The following is an 18,881-nucleotide window of genomic DNA, read 5'->3' as shown; positions in this document are numbered from 1 at the left end:
TTATCTGGTACCAAGCTTTGAGCAAGATTAAGCCCGTACGTATTCCTTCAAATACCTTGAAGCATGCTCATACCCTATCATAAAAGCCTTTTCTACAGCCAAATCATCCGAAAACTTAATATATTCCAGATCTTTGGGCCTAAACAAAATATCCACAGCACAGAGTTTTTCCCTACAATTGGCATGCAACATTAATCGCTTGGTACGCTTGGCCAAGCTGATGGGATCATCTAATTTACCCTTGCCAATTTCCTTCATTCCAGAGGTGTAACTTCCTATTACAACGTCCAATTCATCGGACAAAACCTCAATAGGGAAATTATTCATAATTCCTCCATCTGCGTAAAGCATACCATCTATTGTCACGGGACTAAACACTGGCGGTAATGCCGCGGAAGCCAATAAGGGCAAAAGCAGCTTACCAGAATTAATAGTTTTTGGAATTCCTTTTTGAAGATCGGTAACAGTAACAAACAGTCTCCTCTCCATTGCTTCAAAAGTGTCTTTCCCAAAATAATTGGACATAAAATATAGGTATTTCTCCGTATCAAACAGTCCAGGCTTGTTGGTAGAAAAGAAACTGTACCTAAATAGCGGTGTCTCCTTAAAAAAATCCAGCATTTGAGCAAAACTCATCCCCTTTGCATAAAACGCTCCTATGACAGCGCCTGTACCCACACCAGAGACCGCATCTGCATAGATCTCATACTCGTGCAAGGCCTTTATGGCACCAATATGAGCCATGGCTTTTACCCCACCCCCTGATAACACCAAGCCAATATTTTTTTTCTGTAGGTCCTGTAATTTCATTTTCCCCTAGTTGTTTCCGCTCACTAATTCTAAAGACTTAACCCTGCATACATTCATTTTATACCCTGCACCAATTTAGTAGGTAGTCATTTTTTGACAGAATTGGTAGATGGCAACTACAAAATCATCTTAATTAATGTTTATTACCCTTTGGCTAGGAGCAATATTCTTCTTACCAATTTTTAAATGCAACAATCCATTCTTCATCCTCGCTTCAACTTTTTCCGGATCAGCGTTATGTGGCAAACCAAAGGCCCTATAAAAGGAATGATGCACAAATTCCTGACGCAGCCATTGCTTATTTCTTTCTTCGTTGGACTGTTCCACCACAGCATTGATCGTTAGGTAATCATCTACAACTTCTATTTGCACATCCTTTTTTTCCAAACCAGGCAATGCCACAGAAAGTTCAAAAGCAACTTCTCCATCGCTGATATTGGTAGAGGGAATGGTTACCAACTCCTCGTTCTCTTTCTTCCGTTTAGGCAATATCCTATCCACAAAATTGTCCAGGAATGGCGGAATTTTAATTGTCTTATCCAAAGCTTTTCCAAAAATTTTCATAGTGCATTAATTTTATAGGTTAAACAATTAGTACACAAAAAAAACTTCAAAATAGACCCATCGTTTAAGGTCCGTAAATTTCTACCGTAGTGCGTAGTACCGCTACTATCATAAAGTTCTCCAACCCAAATTGGAGAATTACGCCCCTTTATTAATTTGTGCCATAAAACACATTTGACAAAGTTAAAGCATAAAGGTGGCCGTAATCACAAAGATTTATGGATTAAAATACCCAAATACAAACCGACAAAAAAAATGCCAAAATTTACAAAAAGTGGGTTTTCAAAATTAATTTAAAGAAAAATTATGAATTCCATCATAGTCACAAAACAAATAATGACAAACAGTCAAAGTTACACTTCACGGCTCATAAAATTTTGACAGAAAACATAGCTCTGGCCAATACTTTCCTTAGGGTAATCTTAAAGTCTACTGGGGGTTTTTCACCTTTAAAGAGCCAATAACAAGAAACAACAAAAACGCCAAAGCAACATAACCAATATAGCGGTAAGATCCCAAGGTGGTATAGCAATAACTGAAGAGACTTGGTGCAACAGCACTGGCAATGACCAGAAAACTCATTACCTTCCCTGTAATGGAGCCCAAATATTTTCTACCGTAAAACCGGGGCCATGTAACCGCATTGATCACCGCGAACAAACCACCCATAGTACCCAATCCACCCACCAACAAATAAACCCCTATAGGAGATGAAAGCAACAATAGTCCCAATGAGGCCAACACCCCACTGCCCAACATTACAAACAAATAGATTTTATGCTGAATGTAGTCACTGAGTATATTACAAAAGGTAGACACAAAAATTGCCGTGACAGACATAGGCAAGAAAATGGCAATAGCCTCTGCTTTGGAATAATCCTGGCTCCCAAAAATAGACACCACATGAAAGGTAAATCCGGTAACATAAAAACTATTAAAAGCCAAAACCAGTCCAAACATCCAAAAGGCACGGGTTTCTTTTGCCTTTTTTAGGGTAAAGTTAACCTCATTTTCCTCCTTTTTTTGCTGCTCTTCATCCATTGCGTATCCATCCGGTAGCAGATTAAAATCTTCCGGCCTGTTCCTATACAATTGTAAAATACAGAAGCAAAAAATAAAAAGACAGATTGCCATAATCTGCCAGCTAACCTCCCAGCCATGATCATCTATTAGACTGTTGATCAATATAGGGGAACTGGAAAAACCCAAGGATACGGTAATACTGCTAATAGAGTTTATTTTCCCCCTATTTTTTTTGAACCACATCATGATCATATTCCTGGAAGCCATGGTCAATACTCCCTGACCACTGAATCTTATCAAAAAAAACAGGAAGGTCATCAATAGAAAGGGAAGCAACCAGGACTTAAAACCAAAAAAAGCCTTTAAGCCCTCACTTATTTCTACCGATACGGAGCACAACCATAGGGACACCCCTAACAGCAAGGAGGCAAAAAATGCAACAATTCTAGCCCCATAGGCATCAAACCAAATGCCAGCGCGGGCTACCAGGGCAGAACTTATCAAAGTGCCCAGCATATAGGCATTACTGAACTCATTTCTACTTAGCCCTAAAGCATCCTTGACAGGGTCTGTAAATACAGACACACCAACAGTTTGTCCCGGGATACTGGCCAAAACACCAATACTGCCAATAAAAAGTACCACATAGCCATAAAAAAAAGGAAATTTTTGAGGTTTTACCAATGATATTTTAGTGAGATCTCGCATGCTTGGTGATAAAATGCGCAAAGATAATTGTTTTAAAAGGATATACATTTTAGTTATACAAAACACTCCTTAATTAAGCGTGACAGACTGCGGCTCCAAACTGTCCACCAAATATTAAGAACAAAAGAAACCTCGACTGCCCAATTATAACTTCATTTTATTATTTTAGAACAAACAAATACGAGTATTATGGGTTCTAGAAGAAATTTTTTGGAGAAATTGACCATTTCAACCATCAGTATACCAATATTATACAGTCCAACAAAACTGTTTGCGGCCTCCACAGCCCCTTATGAGGGGCCTATTTTAAGGGTTGCCATTATGGGACTGGGAAGTTATGGTACACGAGTAGCCAAAGCAATGGAATCGTGCAAAAGGGCCAAACTGGTGGGCCTCATTAGCGGTACTCCTTCCAAAGTGGTAAAATGGCGTGCCAAATATGATATTCCAGAAAAGAATTGCTACAACTACGACAATTTTGACAACATTAAAGACAACCCGGATATAGATGCCGTCTATGTGATTACCCCAAATGCCCTTCATAAGGAGCAGACCATAAGGGTTGCCAAAGCCGGTAAACATGTTATCTGTGAGAAGCCCATGGGTATCAACGCCAAAGAAGGCCAGGAAATGGTAGATACCTGTAAGGCCGCCAATGTAAAATTGTTGGTAGGCTATAGAATGCACTATGAGCCCAAAACGGTAGAGGTGATTAAAATGAGAAAGGCAGGCGAATTTGGAAAACTCAAGTTCTTTCAAGGCCTTTCCGGATTTACCATCGGAGACCCAACCCAATGGCGCTTAAATAAAGAATTGTCTGGCGGGGGAGCCATGATGGACATTGGTATATATTCCATTAATGGAGCCAGATATATGCTTGGGGAAGAACCCATATGGGTTACGGCCCAAGAAACCAAAACAGATCCTATAAAATTTAAGGAAGGCGTGGATGAAACCATACAGTTTCAGATGGGATTCCCTAGTGGCGCCGTGGCCTCCTGCCTGTCCACTTATGCCATGAGTCATCTGGACCGTTTTTTTCTTAACGGCGAAAAAGGTTTCGTAGAAATGCGTCCCTCTACCGGATATGGCCCCATAAAAGGAAGAACACATAAAGGAGAACTCACACAGCCACACATTACCCACCAAACCCTACAAATGGACGGCATGGCCCAACTTATTTTTGAAGAGGTGCAGCCTATTGTCCCTGTAGACGGGGAAGAAGGAGTTAAGGATTTAAAAATTATCGACGCCATATATAAAGCCGCTAAAACAGGTGAAAAAGTAAGCCTGTAAACACCTAGGAAGTATGACATATTGACATTACTCATTGTCTTAATAACCGACATTATGTCGGTTTTTTATTGCTTCGACTAAAGCACGGAGAACAATATCCAGACGTCCGAGACTAAAACCACTTTGGCATTTTGTTTGCATTTTATAGGGTGAAATCAATTTGTATTTCAACTGACTTAATGTTTAACTTAAAATTTTTATTATTATGAGCACTTTAGTTAATGTTCCTAAAAATGGAAGTTTAGCAAACGTTAATTCACAAACAAGCTTCCCTAATTGGTCAAATTGGATAGACAATTTCCTTAATAATGACCAATTGCCTTTATTGAATAGTTTAAATTTTAATCGGGGCATTACACTTCCTAAAGTTAATATTTTGGAAACAGCAGACGCTTACGCTGTGCAAATGGCAGTTCCTGGTCTAAAAAAAACCGATTTTCATATAGACCTTGAAGAGCAGCTTTTATCTATTTCCGCCGAATTGCAGGAAGAACACGATAGCCCTGATGCGCAGTATACCCGCAGGGAGTTTGGATACTCCTCGTTCAAGAGAACGTTTAGCCTACCGGAGACGGTAAATGATGATCAGATAGAAGCCAGCTATAACGACGGAATCTTAAGCATTCACTTGCCTAAAAAAGAGGAGGCCAAACGCAAACCTGCAAAAACCATTAAAATTTCATAATTAAACCCAAGAATTTTAGGTATTGGTAGGGGGCACTATAGGCCCCCTACCTACCCATTTGGGTTGGTACTACTTTAAGAGAGCCCATTTCTTAATAATTGACCCAAGAACTGCAATCAGGGGCAATATTGTATGGGAACATTCCAGTGTTTGCAATTACTTTTAAGTCAGATAAGTTAGAATGAAACAGCGACAAAATAATTTGTAACAATAAAAATTGGATAAGATGAAAAAGACAGTATTTATTTCAGCCATATTATCCCTATTAATTAGTCTGGGTGTTGTTTGGGGATACCAAAATTTTGGCAACAACACCGTTGAAATTAAACATGTGCCAGCTACTGCTACTTCTAAGGTACTATATGCTGCCAATGCGGATGGGGAAATAGCCCCTTTGGATTTTACCAAAACCACCGATAAGGTCCTAAATGCCGTGGTACACATTAGTTCTAAGCGAAAGATACCCAATAACACTGGTCAGATGTACCAATACCGGAACTTGCCAGATCCCTTTCAGGATTTTTTTAAGGAAAGTCCGTTCGGAAATTTCTTTAACAAGAGATACGAATATGGACAACCTAACGAAAAGAAAGATGGGGAGTCCCAAAAAATAAAACCCAAAAGCTTACCTGTAATGGGCACGGGCTCTGGAGTAGTAATTAATGAAAAAGGTTACATCCTTACCAACAATCACGTTATAGACCATGCCGATGAAATAGAGGTTACACTACATAACAATGGCACCTATAAAGCTACGGTGGTTGGAACCGACCCCTCAACAGATTTGGCCCTTCTACAAATTAAGGCAGATGATCTAACTGCCTTGCCCATGGTAAATTCAGACGATGTAAAAGTAGGGGAATGGGTATTGGCCGTTGGCAACCCTTTTAGTCTTAATTCTACTGTAACCGCAGGTATTGTGAGTGCCAAAGCGAGAAACATAAACATAAACAAGGATAAGTTTGCCGTTGAAAGTTTTATACAGACCGATGCCGCCATTAACCCGGGCAACAGTGGAGGGGCATTGGTTAACCTAAACGGTGATCTTATTGGTATCAATACCGCAATAGCCAGTAGAACGGGATCATACAGTGGATATGGTTTTGCCGTGCCCAGCAATATTGCCAGTAAAGTAGTAGAAGACCTACTAAAGTACGGGGCCGTACAAAGGGGTATGCTTGGGGTAACTATTCGTACAATGGATGGACATTTGGCCAAAGAAAAAGACATTGCCCTTCAGCAAGGAGTATACGTGGAAAAGGTTGCCCAAAATAGTGCTGCCGATGAAGCAGACCTAGAGGAAGGAGATATTATTTTAAGCGTAGATGGCAAAAAGGTTTTAAATTCCCCTATGTTACAAGGCATGATAGCCGAAAAAAGACCCGGAGACAAAGTAAAGTTAAAGATAAGCCGTAAGGGAAAAGAGAAAGAAATTAACGTAGTACTAAAAAGCCGACAAGGAAGCACAAAATTGAAGAAAAAAGAACATCAAAAAATACTCAACCAATTGGGTGCCGAATTGGAAAATATTGATAAAGAACTAGCCGAGAAATTAAATATTGACGGTGGCGTTAAGGTAACCCAACTTTATGCTGGCAAGCTTAGACTACAAACACAAATGCAGGAAGGGTTTATCATTACCCACATCAATGGTAGGAAAATAAAGGATATAAATGATGTTATGGAATCCTTGAACAATCAAAAAGGCGGTGTGATGATAGAGGGCATCTACGAAGAACTTCCCGGAAAGCATTATTATGCCTTTGGATTGGATTCCTAAAATTGGGTATCTAGATCGCATTCTTTATAAAAATACCAACAAAAAAAGAGACCTTATTGGTCTCTTTTTTTGTTCAAATTAAACGCCTAAGATTTAAAATAGGCCTACTAAACGCCAATAGCGATAAAAATCAGTGGCACTATGACCATCTACTAGGCTAGTACAGCACTCAGTTCTTCGGATTCTCGGAATTCCCAATCGCCACGTACCAATCTGGTTACATAACAATTGTCGGCCTCTTTAATCAATATATTACGCTGCTCATCCGTAAGATCCCCTTCAATATGGATACGGGAGGTTACAACTGTCTTAAAATTGCCATCTTGCTGCCTTTGGGCCAACTGCTCCAATTGGGCATCCACTTCACCTATCTCCCAGCCTTTTCTTCTAGCCACATTTCTGATGGTGGCTACCTTACACATAGAGATACCGGCCAATAACAGCTCTACCGGGGAAAACCCTAAATCCGTTCCCTTAGACGGTATGGGTTCATCGCCCAGAATAGCATGTTTTCCATTACTGATTACAGATTGATAGCCTATAGGTAAATTCTTAATATTTATTTTTGTGCTCATAGTTTTGCTTTTTACCGCCCCTTCCAACTTTTTTATAAGAGGGGCATTCATTTACTATAATTTCTTTAAACGCTTGTTGCCTGTAAGGGTTGGGCCAAAGGAAAGTCGATTTCAAAATCGGCTAAATTGTGAATTAGGTTACTTATGGTCTTATCTCCAATAACAATAACTACATCAATCAAATTGGCTTCGGTATATCCTGCTGCAAAAAACTGTTCTTTAACCGTGTCTGAAGCCCTACCGTTATTTTCAACTGTAGCCCGAACAAATTTTGCCAAGGCATCTAGCTTACCATCAAAACTGGCCGTAGCATTCCGGATTTCCAATATTTGATCCTCGGTAAAACCGTTCATTTTACCAATCTGGGTATGTGCGGACAAACAGTAATTACAACCGTTAAACTGACTTACTACTAAATTAATAACCTCTTTCTCCTTTGCTTTTAAGGTTGATTTACGATTCTGCAGGGTTAGATAATCGCCCAATGCCGTTTCATTCTTGGCATAATAGGCGTATAAATTAGGCACAAAGCCTATCGCCTTTTCCAGATTACTGAAAATTGCTTGATTGTTGGCAGATACTTCCTCTTTAGTGGGGACTTGAAATCTTTCCATTGTCTTAAAATTTAAATTGTTATACTTTTTTTTAACAATGCAAAGATGGGGAGTAATCAAGGGTAGCTGTTAGGTAGTACTTCCCTAAGAGTTGGCAATTGTTCCCATGTTCCCTTTTCCTTTATATTCCGATGGGGAAATTCCCTCATGCTTCTTAAAAAAACGACTAAAGGATTGTATGTCCTCAAAACCTAGTTCATAGGCTATTTCCTTAACAGGACTATCAGTATAGTACAGCTGCCGCCTAGCTTCCAACATAATGCGTTCATGGATGAATTTTAAGGGCGACTTCGCATTCATTTTTGAAAAAATATTGGAAATGGTCTTAGGTGACCTATGAAGTATTTCGGCATAGTCCACAACCTTGTGCTTAGTCCTAAAATACTGCTCTACCAAAAAATTAAATTCTCGTATCAGATCCGTCTCACTCTTTTCCTGAGGATAGTTTTCTTGACTTTTATAGAGACGGGCACATAGTATCAAATAACGCTTTAACATCATTTGCAGCATACTTATCTGCAAATTATCATTGGATTGCATCTCCATAACAAACATTTCCCACAGGGTTTCAAATTTTATATAATCGTCCTCCGAAATTCCTATCACCGGGAGTTGCGAAGCTCCAAAGAACAATACCCCTTTACAGCCTACCTCGCTATCGTGATCCAAAATACAATAGAAAGGCCTGTTGAATCTTAAAAATCTAATTTTTCCTATCCTCTTGGGTACAATACGGTGAAATTCCGTTAAAAAAACAATATGGCCTTTGGAAAAGATCTCCTCTTTTCCATCTATTACCAATACATTTTTTTCTTCCTGAAACCACAGAATGCTGAGACTACCCTCTATATGCTCTTTTAAAACATCGCAATTACTACTATCAATTGTTTTTAAATAGAGGTATTCCTGTGTATTTCCAATAAATTTCATAGTACTATGGCTATTTCTGTATTTTAGGGCTCCAAAAGAACACATACTGCTATCATGCAACAGAATATCAGTTTATCTCCGTCCTTTTTAAAGTTAAGTAGTCGTAAAAACCCTCAAAACTTGCATCACCATACTTCCATAGCTATTGGCCGAGAATAATTTATAATCCACTCCCAAGCAATAAATAAACTAAAAGCAACAAAAGTTCCAAACAAAAATTACTGATGGAATTTAACACAACTTAGACATACAAGGCAATAGCTTATAATCCTTAAAAACTGTAATTATGCACAAAACTCAAATTATTTCCACCATTCGGAGGTCGACGCTTCTATTTTATTGATGTTGATAGGCTCCCCTATTCTTGGAGTCAGCACCTCTAGGTTTAATTCTTTAGCTTTAACCGAAACCCGTTCTACGGGCTCCGTCCAAGGGTGCATGGCCAGTTTAAAGGCGCCCCAATGAATTGGCATAATCAGCCGTGAACGCACATCTAAGCCTGCCTGTGCAGTTTGTTCCGGGAACATATGGATATCTGGCCACATCTCATTATACTGCCCACATTCTAGCATCGCAATATCGAACGGACCAAATTTATCCCCTATTTCCTTAAAATGGGGTCCATAACCACTATCGCCACTAAAAAATATTTTATTGTTGTTTGATTGTATCACCCAAGAACTCCACAGAGTTCTGGCTCTATCCGTAATTCCTCTCCCTGAGAAGTGTTGGGCAGGGGTGCATCGTATTATTATATCCTCATGGGAGGTTTCTTGCCACCAATCCATCTCCATTATACGCTCTCTTTCAACACCCCATTCCCGTAAATGTGCCCCAACTCCCAAAGGGACGTAAAACATTTTTACCTTGTCCTTTAGTTTCTGAATGGAGCCATAGTCCAAATGATCGTAGTGGTCATGGGAAATGAGTACGACATCTATATTGGGAAGTTTTTCCACATCAATAGGAAGCTCCTTGCTAAATCTAGTGGTGGCAAGCATGGGGTGCGGTGCAGGTACTTTTCCAAACATCGGGTCTATCAAAATGGTTTTGCTGCTTATTTGCAATAAAAAAGTAGAGTGACCAAACCAGACAAGACGTGTACTGTCCTTTTTCTGAACAATTTCCAAGGAATCCAGCTTATCAACTGGAATATCCATAGGAGGTTTTGTATTAGGTAGAGAACCGAAAAATCCGGCCAAACTTTTACCCATATCCCGCATACTCATGTCAAGTTTAACCTCTTCTTTGTTAATAAACTTTCCACCCCTATAATTAGGAGATTTTGCATACGCCATTTTCTGCTCCTTTGTGGGAACCCCTCCAAACTCGGGGCTTAAATACAAGAACATCACCGCAATTAATATGATCAAAAGAAATCCGCCTCCAATTATTATACCCATATTCCTTACTATTTTTTTAATTATTTTCATCTTCTAAGTGCAAATCCATTTATTTAATCGAATATTTATTCTATTATAATTCAAAAAAAATTAACTTTTTATGGCGTCCCAAACCATGGAGAACATAAGGTCCATATTATTCTGGCTGAGTTCCATTTTATCATGAATAATCAACTTCACCGTTTCGCCCATAACTGCAATCAATATTGCCATAAGGATATCGTTATCAACATTTTTAAGTAGCCCCTCCTTCTTTCCTTGGTCAATAAGTGCAGTAGATAGCTTACTTTTTCTCTCCTTTACCGAATTGGGTAATTTCCCATAATATGGGGATTTTTTCAATTGTTCCAGAAAACTCATTTCCTTCCTATGATTTATACTAAAATTGACCCAAAACAACCAAACTGTTTTTAATTTTAGCTTAAAAGGCAAAGCTTCCACTATCTCCTGTTCACTTCTCTGACTCTCCCTTTCTATTAGGTCTACAGCTATAGACATTATTAGATCTTCCTTATTCTTATAATAAACATAAAGTGTTGATACAGATAGCCCCACGCGTTTGGCCAAATCTGCCATTTTTACACCGGCAAACCCCTTTTCAGAAACAACACACAAGGTGTTTTCCACAATAGCCAGCTGTTTTGTTTCGTCTTTTACCCTCATCTTGTAAAAATAACATATTATATCGAATAAATATTCGTTTTATATAATTTTTCAACACATTTTGTCCCCCCCCAGGACCATAACTATAACCAGCTTTAAAAATAGTCATGGCAAAAAAAAGGTGTGCCTTAAGGCACACCTTTCCAAACCCGATAGAGTCTTATATTTTAATCCTGAACAACCATATTAAAGTCTTGTACGGTCCTATTACCCGCAATAATTTCAATATCGGCAGCCGTTTGAATTTGATAACCATCCAGCTCCACTTCCACATCATAGGAACCGGCACTTAGCCCCAAAACCTTATAATATCCGTCTGCATCACTAAATGTAGTTGTATTTAAGGTGTCGGCCGCGAAAACTGCCACTTGAGCTCCTTCCAGCCCAACAACAAGATCTTCCTGCAAAGTGGACACCATTCCAGATAATGTACCAGCAGTAGACAGATTGCAAGCCTTGATTACGGGTTTAAAATTAAATCCCTTAATATCCGAAATTAAGTTTCCCCCGCCCCTGGCAACAAAGGATTTACTTACATCAAAATCCAACAAAAGATCGGAACTTAATCCACCACTTACCACTATTCCCGGTTTAATAAAGACTTTGATCCCTGACTGTTCTCCGCTAGGCACCTTTAAATCATACGTAGTGCCATCAACCAATACCACGTTAACACCCTTTACATAGACTCTTACCAGATCATAGGTCCCCACCGGAACATCAACATCCACCAAATTAGTAGTAACACCGTTGGTCAGATCCAATAAGTTTACCTGAACTTCCTCTTCCATCAGTACTATGAAAGAAGATTCATTATCATCGTCCACATCATCATTTTCTTCCAAATTTATATCCATATCCCCTTTATAACGGGCTTCTACCTTAAAAACAGTAACATTGGCTTCCGCTACCATATCATGTGGGAAGGGAGCATCTGTTAGATCAATGGACAACTTTCCATAATCACTATTTCGGTCATCATTATCCGTACAGGATGCCATAACTATAAAAACCAATAATAATACACTTGATAATAAACGAACTTTCATAACTCCAATTTTTAATGTTAATATCAATAGGCCTAAGCTTAAACAACAAAGCGTTATACAAGATAACAATCAAAGTTGGGCAATACCCTACCCATTTATTCATTTATTTCCATTTTTTCGATGAAATACAGACTTTTTGTTACTTTTTCTCTTACAAGTGAGAAATCAACCTACTGAATTCCAGTTGTTTTTATAATCATCAACGAAAAATCCTTAACTTATAGATAATTTATCATCCAAAGACAAGCCAAGATGAAAAGAACAGATTTTTTAAAAAAAGGCTTAATAGGTATGGGGTCACTGGTTGCCGTCCCCACCGTATTGCATGCCTGCTCCAAGGATAAGGATCCATTCAATGAAAAGGAAGAGCTAGTGGAATGCGAATTATCACCCAGTGAAACCACTGGTCCATTTACCATTAAGACTCCTTCCCAATTAATGAGGGAAAATATAGTTGGGGACAGATCCGGGGTTGCAATGCTCATTACCATTAGTGTGCTGGACAAAAGCAACAACTGTAACCCTTTATCCGGTGTCCTTGTAGATATTTGGCATTGCGATGCCCAGGGCTACTACTCTGAATATGGAAATACCTCCTTACAGGAAGAGGATTTTACCCAATCGCATTTTCTACGAGGCCGACAAACAACGGATGCCAATGGGAACGCCAGTTTTATAAGTATTTTCCCAGGATGGTATCCAGGTAGGGCTCCGCATATTCATTTGGAAATATTGACTGTCAATGAAACCTCTATACGGGTGAGTCAAATTGCCTTTCCAAAATCAGTTTGTGATACCGTCTATACTTCTACAGACTATAAAGGGGAGGCGGACACCCTAAATACGGGGGACAGCGTTTTTTCGGATGGGGTAGACGGGAATATGACCGACTCCCTTACAGGCAATAATACAGATGGTTATACGCTATTGAAGACGATTGTAGTATAATCTATCAGTATTTAAATGAAGAATTCTGGATTATAGCAAAAAAAAAAGACCGTCTAAATAATTTAGACGGTCTCTTCTTTTCATTAAACTTGGAAGTATATATTATATAACTTGTACGTTTACTGCATTCAATCCTTTTTTACCTTCTTTTAGATCAAAAGATACTTCATCTCCTTCACGGATTTCATCGATCAATCCAGAAATGTGTACAAAATGATCTTTTTCAACACCTTCTTCGGTGATAAAACCAAAACCTTTAGTGTCGTTGAAAAATTTTACTGTTCCTTTACTACTCATCGTAATGTAATTAAATTTATTATAATATTATTTTGCAAATATGGTGCTAATAATTTAAACAACAGCAGTTTAGTTCCAAATCTTTTGAAAATTCACCGAAAAAAGTGGTTATTTTTACCTCAAGCCCCTATTTTCATGACCTCTAACCGATTAATTTTCAGTTATTCCCGTATTTTTTGAGCTCATTTTATCCTGTTTTAGGTTAAAGCCTTCTTAAAAAGCTATGACATAAATGCGTGAAGTAGCATAAAATACCATATTTGAATTTAACTATATCCTAGTGTTTACTGCTAGCGTTCACCACAAAACAATGGTAGTTTATGATTATAGGTTGTTATACAGATAGATAGATCCTCTATAACAAAAAAGGTTCGGCAAAGTAAATAGCCGAACCTTTTTTAAATTGTCTTATTACTATACCGGAGGTATTAAAATTCTTTTTTACCAAATTCGCTCTCTATAAACTTGGACTTATTTTTAATAGCATTAAAGGTATATGAAAGATTTATAGATATCATGTCTACCTCATACCTGTAATTGGTTGTGGTATAAAATTCATTCTCCTTAAAGGTGGTTATTCGCTGTTCATTGGTATCAAGCATTCCCATATCTATATTTTGCCATTGCAAGGTGGCCGTTAACCTATCGTCAAAAAACGACTTCCTAAACGTTAGGTTGGGGGAGTAAAACCTTGAATCTTCACCCTGGGCTGTATTGGTATCCGATAAATAATTGAATGTAAATTGTAGGGAGGCATTTTCCCAAAAGGAATAGGTAGAATTTAGGTTCAAAGAATAAATGGTAGCACTACTGTTTACATCGTAGTTTCTACTAACACCATCTCTGTGTCTAAAGATAAAGGCCCCGTCTATATCATAGGAATAAATATTGGCCCCTATGTAATTGGTCCAATTATCCGTTGGCTTTAGTTGCGCCCCTATTTCAATTCCCAAGGCACTACTTTTTCCTACATTGGAATACACTCTATTGATTATACTGTCCAGTACCGCCCCATTGGCTTCATATGCCAAGGTATTTACTCGGTTAATTACATTGTCTACATGTCTATAATAAGCAGTTGCGCTAAATGAATTGCCTCCTCTTAAACTTTTGGTCACTCCCAATTCTACCAAATCAATAAATTCTGGTCTTAATTGATTGTCCCCTTGTTCAAAAACCTCTGAATGCTCCCTCTCTGCAAAACTGTTCATTTTAAGGGTGGTTGTTCTTTCTACCCTTTTGCTGTAGGCCGCCTTTAATTTTGTCCTATCATTAACGGCATATTGCAGGGATGCCGAAGGGAACAACTTTACGAAATTGTACTTATAGGTTTGTTCTGGATCGGCAGTCCTTAACTCTTCCGAATAGGTACGGTCCATAGATTCCAAACGCACACCTCCTGCATAGTCCCATTTACTGCTTGCCCCTGTTAGTTGAGCATATCCGGAATGAATGGTTCTCTCAAGGCTTATATTACTGGAAAATTCCGGTACCAATACACCGTCACGCTCATAAACAAATTCGCCAGTATGGTCAATATTCCTATATTGATATCCTGTTTCCAGCATCCCGAAAGAAAAAGGTCTAAATTGGTAGTCTAGATTTACCCGATACCCGTTTAAGGGATTGTCATTGGTATTGTATTCTTGTTGATAAACAATATTACGATCATTAAGACCTAAATTATCGTTATAGGTAGGACCTCCCAAAAAAGTGTACTCATAAAGTAAAGAAGTAGATAATTTGGAATCATCGTTGAATTTATGGGCATAATCAAAGCTCCCCAAGGCAAAATCTCCCTTTCTGGTCCTTAGATTATGATTGTAATACTGAAAAGTATACTCCCTATTCCCACTGCCAATAGGAGAAATGGCATGATTGTCATAGTAGTCAATATCTGCCAAACGGTCTACTGTATGTTTCCCTGCATAAAAGCCCAATGAATAGGTGTCAGAGTCGTTAGGGGTGAAATCTACGCTAAATCTGCCGTTGTAACTAACGTCATCAAAACTACGCTCCCCATCAGACGGTAAAAAAGTTTGTTTGTCCTCGGCCTGGTTAATTACAAATACTTCCCCTTCCCTTCTTCCTGTTTTATCGTTGCGCTGGTAACTGGTACCAAAGGAAAGGTTCCATTTATCCGTTCGCCTGTTTAGGGTAGCATCAATTCCGTATCGCTGGGCAGCTTCCTTGGTGTCATAAGGCTCTATGGAAGGTAGCCCGCCACGCACATTGATCTGGGTAAAGACCCCATTGGTTGCTCCTTTTTTGGTAATAATATTTAAAATACCGCCCTTTCCTTCCGGGTCATATTTGGCGGATGGTGCAGTAATCAATTCCACCGTCTCTAGGGCATTGGCTGGTAATTGGGCCAGTATGGCACTGGCATCTCCTTGGGTAGGCTTACCGTTAATTAGGACTGCAAATCCCTTACTGCCACGAACACTTATACCGCCTTGTACATCAACGGTTACAGATGGCAGATTCCTTACAACATCAATGGCATTGCCCCCTTGGCTATTTTGGAATTTTTTGGAATCGAATACCTGACGGTCTATTTTATGTAGCACCGTGGCCCGTTGTCCCTGTACCACAACTTCTTCCAGTTGGTTGCCAAAGGTTAGCCCCACTTCGGACAGATCCTGCTTGGGCTGCTTTTTATCAATACTAATATTGGAAATAGTTTTGGTATCATACCCCATAAAAGAGGCCTCTAAATAATAGGTTCCCGGTTTTACTCTTTCTATGATAAAGGACCCATCCCCCGAAGTTACCACTCCCGTTACCAGGTCACCATTGGCTTGCTTGTACAAGGCTGCAGTAGCATATTCCAAAGGTGAACCGTCACTTGCATCGATAATCTTTCCGGAAATTTGGGCTGTCAAGGCTTGTACCCCAAAAAATAGGCCTGCCATAACTAAAATACTCTTACTATACATAAATGTCTAATTTGATTTTGGTCCGACAAAAATAGGAGACTGGACAAACTTAAAATGGTGTATTTGAAAAAGGAATGGTATTTACAATTACATATGGGATTTTTTATACTGCAAGGGCGTTTGTTGGGTGTATCGCTTAAAATATTTGGTAAAATGGGAGGTGTCCTTAAACTCAAGAGCGTAAGCAATATCACCAATAGATTTATTGGTGTATAACAATTGTCTTTTCACTTCCCTGATAATATGTTCGGCAATTACATCAGAAGCAGTCTTCCCAAATGCTTTATTACATATGGCATTGAGATTCTGTGAGGTGGTATGGAGGCTATCCGCATAGAAAGAAACATTATTTTTTAAATCTCCCGATAATAAATCAACAAACTGTATAGCCTTATCGTTATTGTCCGCTCCCTGTGCCGCAGCGTATTTCACTATTTTTGACAAAATGGCCTTTAAACCTCCTTCTACCACTTCCTGATTCAAAGGATCTTGCTTCATTTCCCAACACATTGCATCAAATAAAGCTTGCAAGGAAAGATCCTTTTCGTTGACAAATACTTTTTGACTATTACTCAGTTTAATTAATTGGGTATTGATATACTTGTCCAGTGTTTCTTCCAAAAACGACTCCTTAATAATAATTACGTACCCTTGGGGTACCGTATCTATTTCCCAATGGTGTACCTCATCCTTCTTTACCAAGAACAACAACGGAGGTTCTATTTTATGGCTTTTCATGTCCAGATGATGAAAGCCACTACCTTTAACAAAATAGATAATTTCCAAGTACTTATTGTGCTTATGGGGCTTGGTATAGCGTTTGGATATATCAAAAGGCTCAATTTTTATACCTACTTCCGAAGCAATCTTGTTATAAGTCCTTATGGTATCTTTCAAAATAATTTGATTATTATATAGCCTGTTTCCAAAGCATCCTAGCCGTAAATGTAAAAATTACGGTTGTAAGGTATATTTCACAGCCTTAACTTTAAGATAACTTTATAATAACCCAAAACAAACCCAAGATTGCCCAATCTTAATATTTCTCCATGGGGACAAAAAATAACCTTATGACCCCCATATTGAAAATGCATTCACATCTAACTGATTATAAGTATGATACAACGCCACTACCCATTACACTCTTCTTTTCCCCTATATGCCACAACTGGTCTAAATGCCCCTTTTAACTACCCGCTTTTAGCCATTTATTAACGGCTAAGTTGTAATCTTATGTTAAGACCTTATAAAAGAGAATGAATATTCATTTTTATCGATATCTTTGTACCCGCCTACCAACAAATTGCGGTATAAACAGGGTATAAAAATTAATATAATAGAATATATGGCTAAACTTCAAAAAAGTCTTGAAAAGCGGGAAGCTTTGGTAAGAGCAACCATCCATTTGGTAAATAACAGCGGTTTTCATGCCACCCCTATGTCTAAAATTGCAAAAATGGCCAATGTCTCCCCTGCCACCATATACCTTTATTTTGAGAATAAGCAAGACCTTGTAAACAAGGTATACCTCGATGTCAAGACCAAATTTACGGACTATGCTTTTCAAAATCACAATGAAGACATTCCCGTAGCAGAAGGATTTGAAAAAATTTGGAAGCGAATTGCCGATTTTAAACTAAAAGAAGTGGAAGAAGCCATGTTTCTGGCCCAGTGCGACAATACGCCCATGATTGATGAGCCAAGTAGGCAAGAAGGACTAAAACACCTGCAACCCTTATTGGATCTATGGCATAAAGGCAAACAAGAAGACATTATAAAACCGTTATCGGATTATTTGCTCTATGCCTACTCCATTAACCCCCTATCCTTTTTAATGGTTATGCAGCAGCGCGGGGTCTTTAAAATAGATCAAGACGGCATAGAAGAGGCCTACCAAGCGGCATGGGACAGTATCAAGAAATAAAAACTTAACTCAACATATTAAATACATATCAATGGAATTATTGGATAAATTAAAGTGGCGATATGCAGCCAAGGCGATGAACGGGAAAAGAATCCCACAGGAGAAAATAGACCGCATTATAGAAGCAGCACGATTGGCTCCTACGTCCAGTGGATTACAGCCGTTTGAAATCATGGTGATTACAAACCAACAAATAAAGGAGAGTATAAAACCCATGGCTTGGCACCAATCTGTTATTACAGATTGCTCCCATCTACTCGTATTTGCAGCTTGGGACACTTATACGGCCGAACGTATCAATAAGATGTTCGACCTTACCAACGAAATACGGGGATTTAAAAACGAAGGATGGGAAAATTACCGACAGATGTTATTGGATTCCTATCCTCAAAGAGACCCTGAGGAGAATTTTAATCATGCGGCCAAACAAGCGTATATTGCTTTTTCCCAAGCTATTGCTGCGGCCGCCTTTGAGGGCGTTGATGCTACCCCCATAGAAGGCTTTGACCCCACGGCTGTAGACCGTCTTTTGGGCTTAAACGAAAAAGGACTAAGAAGTGCCGTACTATTACCTTTGGGATATAGAAATACAGAAGCGGATTGGTTGGTAAATTTGATAAAGGTTAGAAAGAGTACTGAAGACCTGGTAACCCTAATAGATTAAAACAAGATA

General features: G+C 38.8%; 18 protein-coding genes. 6 read left to right on the top strand and 12 right to left on the bottom strand.

From position 1 onward, the window contains the following. Positions 1–27 precede the first annotated feature (27 nt). The 3 genes from EHW67_RS17550 to EHW67_RS17540 all read right to left on the bottom strand — a co-directional run bounded on the left by EHW67_RS17550 (position 28) and on the right by EHW67_RS17540 (position 3,105). The gene (locus tag EHW67_RS17550) at positions 28–810 is read right to left on the bottom strand and encodes a patatin-like phospholipase family protein (protein WP_126163690.1); all 783 of its coding nucleotides are present in this window, start codon (positions 808–810) and stop codon (positions 28–30) included. A gap of 129 nt (positions 811–939) precedes the next feature. Then, entirely contained in the window at positions 940–1,374 is a 435-nt protein-coding gene (locus EHW67_RS17545; RefSeq protein ID WP_126163689.1) for an Hsp20/alpha crystallin family protein, read from the bottom strand. 429 nt (positions 1,375–1,803) lie between these two features. Next, positions 1,804–3,105, bottom strand: a complete 1,302-nt coding sequence (locus EHW67_RS17540) for an MFS transporter (RefSeq protein WP_126163688.1) — start codon at positions 3,103–3,105, stop codon at positions 1,804–1,806. Between the two features lie 189 nt (positions 3,106–3,294). Between EHW67_RS17540 and EHW67_RS17535 the strand changes: the two genes are divergently transcribed. The 3 genes from EHW67_RS17535 (at position 3,295) to EHW67_RS17525 (ending at position 6,866) form a co-directional block, all read left to right on the top strand. Then, entirely contained in the window at positions 3,295–4,401 is a 1,107-nt protein-coding gene (locus tag EHW67_RS17535) for a Gfo/Idh/MocA family protein (protein ID WP_126163687.1), read from the top strand. Positions 4,402–4,606: 205 nt separating this feature from the next. Then, positions 4,607–5,086: an Hsp20/alpha crystallin family protein gene (locus EHW67_RS17530; protein ID WP_126163686.1), complete on the top strand. Its 480-nt coding sequence runs from the start codon at positions 4,607–4,609 to the stop codon at positions 5,084–5,086. 226 nt (positions 5,087–5,312) lie between these two features. After that, a complete protein-coding gene (locus EHW67_RS17525; protein ID WP_126163685.1) occupies positions 5,313–6,866 on the top strand; it encodes a Do family serine endopeptidase in 1,554 nt (517 codons plus the stop codon). Between the two features lie 152 nt (positions 6,867–7,018). Here EHW67_RS17525 and EHW67_RS17520 read toward each other — a convergent pair whose 3' ends face one another. The 6 genes from EHW67_RS17520 to EHW67_RS17495 all read right to left on the bottom strand — a co-directional run bounded on the left by EHW67_RS17520 (position 7,019) and on the right by EHW67_RS17495 (position 12,100). Continuing rightward, on the bottom strand, positions 7,019–7,441 hold the full coding sequence (locus tag EHW67_RS17520) for an OsmC family protein (RefSeq protein ID WP_126163684.1): 423 nt from the start codon (positions 7,439–7,441) through the stop codon (positions 7,019–7,021). 65 nt (positions 7,442–7,506) lie between these two features. Next, positions 7,507–8,055, bottom strand: a complete 549-nt coding sequence (locus EHW67_RS17515) for a carboxymuconolactone decarboxylase family protein (RefSeq protein ID WP_126163683.1) — start codon at positions 8,053–8,055, stop codon at positions 7,507–7,509. 84 nt (positions 8,056–8,139) lie between these two features. Next, the gene (locus EHW67_RS17510; protein WP_126163682.1) at positions 8,140–8,985 is read right to left on the bottom strand and encodes an AraC family transcriptional regulator; all 846 of its coding nucleotides are present in this window, start codon (positions 8,983–8,985) and stop codon (positions 8,140–8,142) included. Between the two features lie 302 nt (positions 8,986–9,287). Beyond that, complete coding sequence (locus EHW67_RS17505) at positions 9,288–10,388, bottom strand: MBL fold metallo-hydrolase (RefSeq protein WP_126163681.1); 1,101 nt, start codon at positions 10,386–10,388, stop codon at positions 9,288–9,290. Between the two features lie 90 nt (positions 10,389–10,478). Next, on the bottom strand, positions 10,479–11,051 hold the full coding sequence (locus EHW67_RS17500; RefSeq protein ID WP_126163680.1) for a TetR/AcrR family transcriptional regulator: 573 nt from the start codon (positions 11,049–11,051) through the stop codon (positions 10,479–10,481). Between the two features lie 167 nt (positions 11,052–11,218). Next, positions 11,219–12,100 (bottom strand): DUF4382 domain-containing protein, encoded by an 882-nt coding sequence (locus tag EHW67_RS17495; RefSeq protein ID WP_126163679.1) that lies wholly within the window; start codon positions 12,098–12,100, stop codon positions 11,219–11,221. 252 nt (positions 12,101–12,352) lie between these two features. On the opposite strand from EHW67_RS17495, the gene EHW67_RS17490 reads away from it, so the two are divergent. Beyond that, on the top strand, positions 12,353–13,048 hold the full coding sequence (locus EHW67_RS17490) for a dioxygenase family protein (RefSeq protein ID WP_126163678.1): 696 nt from the start codon (positions 12,353–12,355) through the stop codon (positions 13,046–13,048). Positions 13,049–13,150: 102 nt separating this feature from the next. Here the strand turns inward: EHW67_RS17490 and EHW67_RS17485 are convergent, their stop codons facing one another. The 3 genes from EHW67_RS17485 to EHW67_RS17475 all read right to left on the bottom strand — a co-directional run bounded on the left by EHW67_RS17485 (position 13,151) and on the right by EHW67_RS17475 (position 17,181). Next, the gene (locus tag EHW67_RS17485) at positions 13,151–13,345 is read right to left on the bottom strand and encodes a cold-shock protein (RefSeq protein ID WP_126163677.1); all 195 of its coding nucleotides are present in this window, start codon (positions 13,343–13,345) and stop codon (positions 13,151–13,153) included. A gap of 428 nt (positions 13,346–13,773) precedes the next feature. After that, on the bottom strand, positions 13,774–16,284 hold the full coding sequence (locus tag EHW67_RS17480) for a TonB-dependent receptor domain-containing protein (RefSeq protein ID WP_126163676.1): 2,511 nt from the start codon (positions 16,282–16,284) through the stop codon (positions 13,774–13,776). An 87-nt stretch (positions 16,285–16,371) separates the two neighbouring features. Continuing rightward, the gene (locus EHW67_RS17475) at positions 16,372–17,181 is read right to left on the bottom strand and encodes an AraC family transcriptional regulator (RefSeq protein WP_126163675.1); all 810 of its coding nucleotides are present in this window, start codon (positions 17,179–17,181) and stop codon (positions 16,372–16,374) included. Positions 17,182–17,629: 448 nt separating this feature from the next. Between EHW67_RS17475 and EHW67_RS17470 the strand changes: the two genes are divergently transcribed. Both EHW67_RS17470 and EHW67_RS17465 read left to right on the top strand, forming a co-directional pair. Continuing rightward, positions 17,630–18,208, top strand: a complete 579-nt coding sequence (locus tag EHW67_RS17470; RefSeq protein ID WP_126163674.1) for a TetR/AcrR family transcriptional regulator — start codon at positions 17,630–17,632, stop codon at positions 18,206–18,208. Positions 18,209–18,239: 31 nt separating this feature from the next. Beyond that, on the top strand, positions 18,240–18,872 hold the full coding sequence (locus tag EHW67_RS17465) for a nitroreductase family protein (RefSeq protein WP_126163673.1): 633 nt from the start codon (positions 18,240–18,242) through the stop codon (positions 18,870–18,872). Positions 18,873–18,881 lie beyond the last annotated feature (9 nt).

The organism is Arenibacter aquaticus, from assembly GCF_003957295.1.
Taxonomy (GTDB): Bacteria; Bacteroidota; Bacteroidia; order Flavobacteriales; family Flavobacteriaceae; genus Arenibacter; species Arenibacter aquaticus.
Note: the sequence above shows the minus strand (reverse complement) of the source record. Positions and strands in the feature narration are given on the sequence as shown.

Bases quoted from the DNA above. Each gene is read 5' to 3' on its own strand.
- EHW67_RS17550 (WP_126163690.1), bottom strand. From the start codon at position 810: ATGAAATTACAGGACCTACAGAAAAAAAATATTGGCTTGGTGTTATCA.
- EHW67_RS17545 (WP_126163689.1), bottom strand. From the start codon at position 1,374: ATGAAAATTTTTGGAAAAGCTTTGGATAAGACAATTAAAATTCCGCCA.
- EHW67_RS17540 (WP_126163688.1), bottom strand. From the start codon at position 3,105: ATGCGAGATCTCACTAAAATATCATTGGTAAAACCTCAAAAATTTCCT.
- EHW67_RS17535 (WP_126163687.1), top strand. From the start codon at position 3,295: ATGGGTTCTAGAAGAAATTTTTTGGAGAAATTGACCATTTCAACCATC.
- EHW67_RS17530 (WP_126163686.1), top strand. From the start codon at position 4,607: ATGAGCACTTTAGTTAATGTTCCTAAAAATGGAAGTTTAGCAAACGTT.
- EHW67_RS17525 (WP_126163685.1), top strand. From the start codon at position 5,313: ATGAAAAAGACAGTATTTATTTCAGCCATATTATCCCTATTAATTAGT.
- EHW67_RS17520 (WP_126163684.1), bottom strand. From the start codon at position 7,441: ATGAGCACAAAAATAAATATTAAGAATTTACCTATAGGCTATCAATCT.
- EHW67_RS17515 (WP_126163683.1), bottom strand. From the start codon at position 8,055: ATGGAAAGATTTCAAGTCCCCACTAAAGAGGAAGTATCTGCCAACAAT.
- EHW67_RS17510 (WP_126163682.1), bottom strand. From the start codon at position 8,985: ATGAAATTTATTGGAAATACACAGGAATACCTCTATTTAAAAACAATT.
- EHW67_RS17505 (WP_126163681.1), bottom strand. From the start codon at position 10,388: ATGGGTATAATAATTGGAGGCGGATTTCTTTTGATCATATTAATTGCG.
- EHW67_RS17500 (WP_126163680.1), bottom strand. From the start codon at position 11,051: ATGAGGGTAAAAGACGAAACAAAACAGCTGGCTATTGTGGAAAACACC.
- EHW67_RS17495 (WP_126163679.1), bottom strand. From the start codon at position 12,100: ATGAAAGTTCGTTTATTATCAAGTGTATTATTATTGGTTTTTATAGTT.
- EHW67_RS17490 (WP_126163678.1), top strand. From the start codon at position 12,353: ATGAAAAGAACAGATTTTTTAAAAAAAGGCTTAATAGGTATGGGGTCA.
- EHW67_RS17485 (WP_126163677.1), bottom strand. From the start codon at position 13,345: ATGAGTAGTAAAGGAACAGTAAAATTTTTCAACGACACTAAAGGTTTT.
- EHW67_RS17480 (WP_126163676.1), bottom strand. From the start codon at position 16,284: ATGTATAGTAAGAGTATTTTAGTTATGGCAGGCCTATTTTTTGGGGTA.
- EHW67_RS17470 (WP_126163674.1), top strand. From the start codon at position 17,630: ATGGCTAAACTTCAAAAAAGTCTTGAAAAGCGGGAAGCTTTGGTAAGA.
- EHW67_RS17465 (WP_126163673.1), top strand. From the start codon at position 18,240: ATGGAATTATTGGATAAATTAAAGTGGCGATATGCAGCCAAGGCGATG.